The following is a 4,514-nucleotide window of genomic DNA, read 5'->3' as shown; positions in this document are numbered from 1 at the left end:
TTTCGAAGATCATAAATCTGACCACCCGTAATCGCATCGCTCGAACCTACCACAATAGAACCATCAGCCAGCGATGTGATCTTGCTGTTTTCTTGCGTCACTACAACTGTACCGTCGTCTCCTTTTTCCTTCTTTTCATGCTGCGCTACAAAGGCATGAGATTTATCACTCCATAACAAGGAATCCTGAGCAACTCCCTCTGAAACTTCCTTAATGCGAGCGTTCACATTCTTGATATTATCATCAAGTCCTTTAAAGGCAGAACCAACATCGGTATGCGATTTATCTGTTACCTTACCGTCTGTAGAAACTGTCGATAAGTCATACTTTAATCCTTTAAAGTTTTTGCCATCAAAGGATACAGCGCCACCTAAAAGCTTTGATAAATCATCTGTGATGCTATGAAGCTGTCCACCCGTAACCGCATCGCTCGAGCCTGATACTATAGAACCATCAGCCAGCGATGTGATCTTGCTGTTTGTCTTACTTTCCTTTTCCCCATGCAAAGCTACAAAGGCTTTTGCACTTTCATCCCACAACAAAGCATCGCCTTGAACTTCTTGCGTAATATTCGTTAGTTTTTCAGTAAAATTTTTGACCTCATTCGTTAGATGTGTATTCACATTCTTGACACTCGTATCAAGATCAGAAAAGGCTGAACCAACATCGTTATGTGATTTAGTCGTTACCTTACCATCGTCAGAAACATTTGAGATGTTATAAGTCGGAGCTGTAAAAGCACCATCTACAAATGTTGAACCACCACCAAAATATGTCGCAACGTTATTGCCTAGTGAATGAAGCTGGTCACCATTTACAGCATCATGTGAATCCTTGGCAATCTTACCAGCCGCAACATTATGCAATCCAACAGTGCCTGTTTTGGGATCACCAAAAGTCACACTGTTTTGTTTCGCTTTAGGTGCTGTTCTGGTAAGTGTATTGACCTCTTCTGTATCTTCTTCTATATCGTAGAAAACTGCTACTGAACGCACGTCTTTAATTTCATTCGTAAGTGCATCTATATTTTTATCAAGCTGGGCTTTATTAACCGCTTCGTCGTCCTTTTCTGCATCCTTCACGCCAGAGAGAGTTCGAGCCTTACTATCCTTATCAGCAACAGTGATTGTCGTACCATCTTTTTCGCCACCAATCTTGATCAGTTTCTTCTCTTCATTCCACTTAACAAGACTATCACTTCTCATAGTGTTAATCTCATCATGAACACTCTGGAAAGAATTACCAACACTAGAAAAAGCATCCGCTACATTCTGATAAGTCTCATCAGTAATATGCCCATCAGAACCGATTTGTTTGACCTTGAAAGTAGGAGCAATCCATGCGCCTTCTTTATTATATCCAGCGCCACCGCCAAAATAACTACCAACCATTTCACTCATAGAATAAATCTGAGAGCCATTAATGGCGTCCGTTGAATCTGCTGTAATCTTGCCAGCCGCAAGCGATGTGATCTTGCTGTTTTCTTGTGTCACTACAACTGTGCCGTCTTCTTCTTTTTTCTTCTTTTCATGCTGCGCTACAAAGGCATGGGATTTATCATTCCATAACAAAGCATCGCCTTGGACTGCTTGCGTAATATTCGTTACTTTTTCAGTAAAATTTTTGATCTCATTCGTTAGATGCGTATTCACATTCTTGACACTCGCATCAAGACCAGCAAAAGCCGAACCAACATCGTTGTATGACTTTTCTGTTGCCTTACCATCTTCAGCAACATTTGAGATCTTATAAGTCGGAGCTGTAAAAGCACCATCTGCAAATGTTGCGCTACCGCCAAAATAGGTAGCAACGGTATTGCCTAGTGAATGAAGCTGTGAGCCATTAATGGCATCTGTGGAATCTTTCGTAATAGCTCCTGCTGCAAGAGACGTTATCTTGCTGTTTTCTTGTGTCACTACAACTTTGCCGTCTTTTTCTTCCCTCTTTTCATGCTGCGCGACAAAGGCATGAGCAGTTTTGCTCCAGTTCAAAGAATCCTGAGCAACACCTTGAGACACTTCCTTAATGCGCGCATTCACATTCTTGACACTCGTATCAAGACCAGCAAAGGCTGAACCAACATCGTTGTATGACTTTTCTGTTGCCGTACCATCTGTAGTAATACTGGATAAATTATAGATCGGTCCTTTAAAAATACCTTTCTCAAATGAGGCATTACCACCTAAAAATTTGGCAACATCCTCACCGATTGTGTTAACCTGACCACCCGTGATTACATCACGTGAATCCTTGGCAATCTTACCAGCGGCAACATTATGGAGACCTACAGCTGTCTTATCTTTACCACCCAAGGTGATATTCGCATAATCAACTTTACCATCCTTTTGTTTATCGTAATGAACAACTGCTGATTCATCAGACTGAAGACTGTTCGAAAGATCCTTTAAACCTTTCTCAAGCTGTCCTTTGTTAACGGCTTCATTGTTTTTTGTCGCGTCCTTCACACCGGAAAGAGTCCGATCCGCACCAGTCTTATTGGCAATATTGATTTCACTGCCTTCTGATTTAGCACCTATAGTGAGGAGATGCGTTGTTTTATCTTGCTGAACAAAACTTTCGCCTTCCACCTTGTTAACCACATTGTTAACCTGCTCAGTCAATTTATTCTGAACATTCGTGATAGAACTACCAACTCCACTCAAAGCAGATGCTACATCAGAATAAACCTTATCTTCAGAAACACCATCATTCTTAACCGATTTAACCGTGAATGTAGGAGCGGTCCATTTACCTTCTGCATATCCAGCGCCACCGCCAAAATACTTAGCAACCTCGCTGCCAAGCGAATAAAGCTGACTACCATTAACAGCGTCCGTTGAATCTGCTGTAATCTTGCCAATTCCAACATTATGCAATGCAACAGTGCCTGTTTTAGGATCACCAAAAGTCACACTGCTTTGTTTCGCTTTAGGTGCTGTTCTGGTAAGTGTACTGACCTCTTCTGTTGTATCTTCTTCTACATCGTAGAAAACTGCTATAGAACGCACGTCTTCAATATTTTTAGAAAGAGTGGTTACGTTTTCATCAAGCTGACCTTTGTTAACAGCATCAGTATCATCAGTACCTTTTGCCAATCCTGTTATCTTTTTACTGCCAGCACCAATACCAGCCGTCGTTATTTGCGGACCACCCGTAATCACTAAGCCGGTGGCATCTAGGGTATTTGTGCCTGCCTTTAAGCTCGTTAATGCAACATCTTGAGCTAAATCGAATTTTAACTTATTGTCTTTATCATCTTTTGCAATCTGAAGATTTGTGCTTCCAGCAGAAAAATCTACATCACCATCCATAAGAACAGTTGTACCATTTGCACCGCCAACAGAGAGTTTCCAACCGTTTTTTCTTACAACATCTTCTAAGTCTCTCAACTGCCTAACATTCACAGCATCGGCAACCTCAGAACCAGCTGCTACACCTGTAATTTGTCTGGTTATACCCTTACTATAATCACCAACACTCACTGCACCCCGCGTACTTTTCCATTGCGCCTCGGTGTTTGTTGCAGGACCCTGCAACACAGAAGTATAACCAAACTCACCAGCAGCCCTACCGGATGCAGAATCTCTTCCTATAGCAACAGCATCTACCACCGAAGCTACAGAATTGGCACCTATAGCGATAGCTCCCTCTCCCTGTGCTTCCGAATAATATCCAAAAGAAATGCTCTCCTTACCAACTCCCTTTGCACGATGACCAATAGCAGTTGAACCATACCCCAAAGCCTTAGAAACAGCACCCACAGCCGTTGAATAATCACCCTCCGCGGTTGTATAATCATTTTCCCCGTGTTCGCTATTCGGATTATATTCACCACCTATTGCGAGACTACTTAGACCCATAGCGTGAGTCATGTAACCTATAGCAATAGCATACCTGTTTGTTGTCTGAGCTTTATGACCTATGGCTATATTATTGTCTTCTGTAGCCAATGTATCTCGCCCCAAAAGAATGGTGTCTCCTGCCGTCGCCTTTGCAGAGGAACCTATAGCAATACTATACTGCGCATCCTTCGTTGCAGATGCACTGTAACCAAGAACAATCCCCTGTGTTGCATAATTCTTCGCGCTGTAACCAAGAGCCATTGCATAATCACCAGCTGCAAGTACTCTATTTTTTTCATCAACGTCCTGCCCCTTACCACCACTAACTCCAACACCCCCAATTGCAATGCCATATATACCTTCCGTTTTTGCCCCCCGCCCCAAAACAACAGAACCATACGACAATTTCTCTGTTTCTGCCATAGCCCCGACAATAACATTCCAACCGTTACCACTTCTTGCACCATACCCGATAGCAACAGAACCGTTTGTGCCCACCGTAACACTAACAGACGCATTGTCACCAATAACAACACTAAAGTTGCTCCCTGCCACGCCAATCCCATCACCCAAAACAACATTGTTGTCTTTAGAACGTTGCATTCCCGTATTTCCACCCCGCAAAAGGTCAGAAACATTAACAAGCGTTGCATTCTCATCATTTTCTGCAAA

Annotated in this window: 1 protein-coding gene; it reads right to left on the bottom strand. The window is 42.6% G+C overall.

Features of this window, described 5'->3' with window-relative positions; translation table 11 throughout:
- On the bottom strand, positions 1 to 4,514 hold a 4,514-nt coding region (locus tag ACFIK8_RS08760), incomplete at both ends, for a hypothetical protein (protein WP_375669205.1).

Source organism: Bartonella sp. MR168JLCBS, from assembly GCF_042194175.1.
The sequence above is the reverse complement of the archived record's forward strand: the minus strand, read 5'-3'. Positions and strand labels throughout refer to the sequence as shown.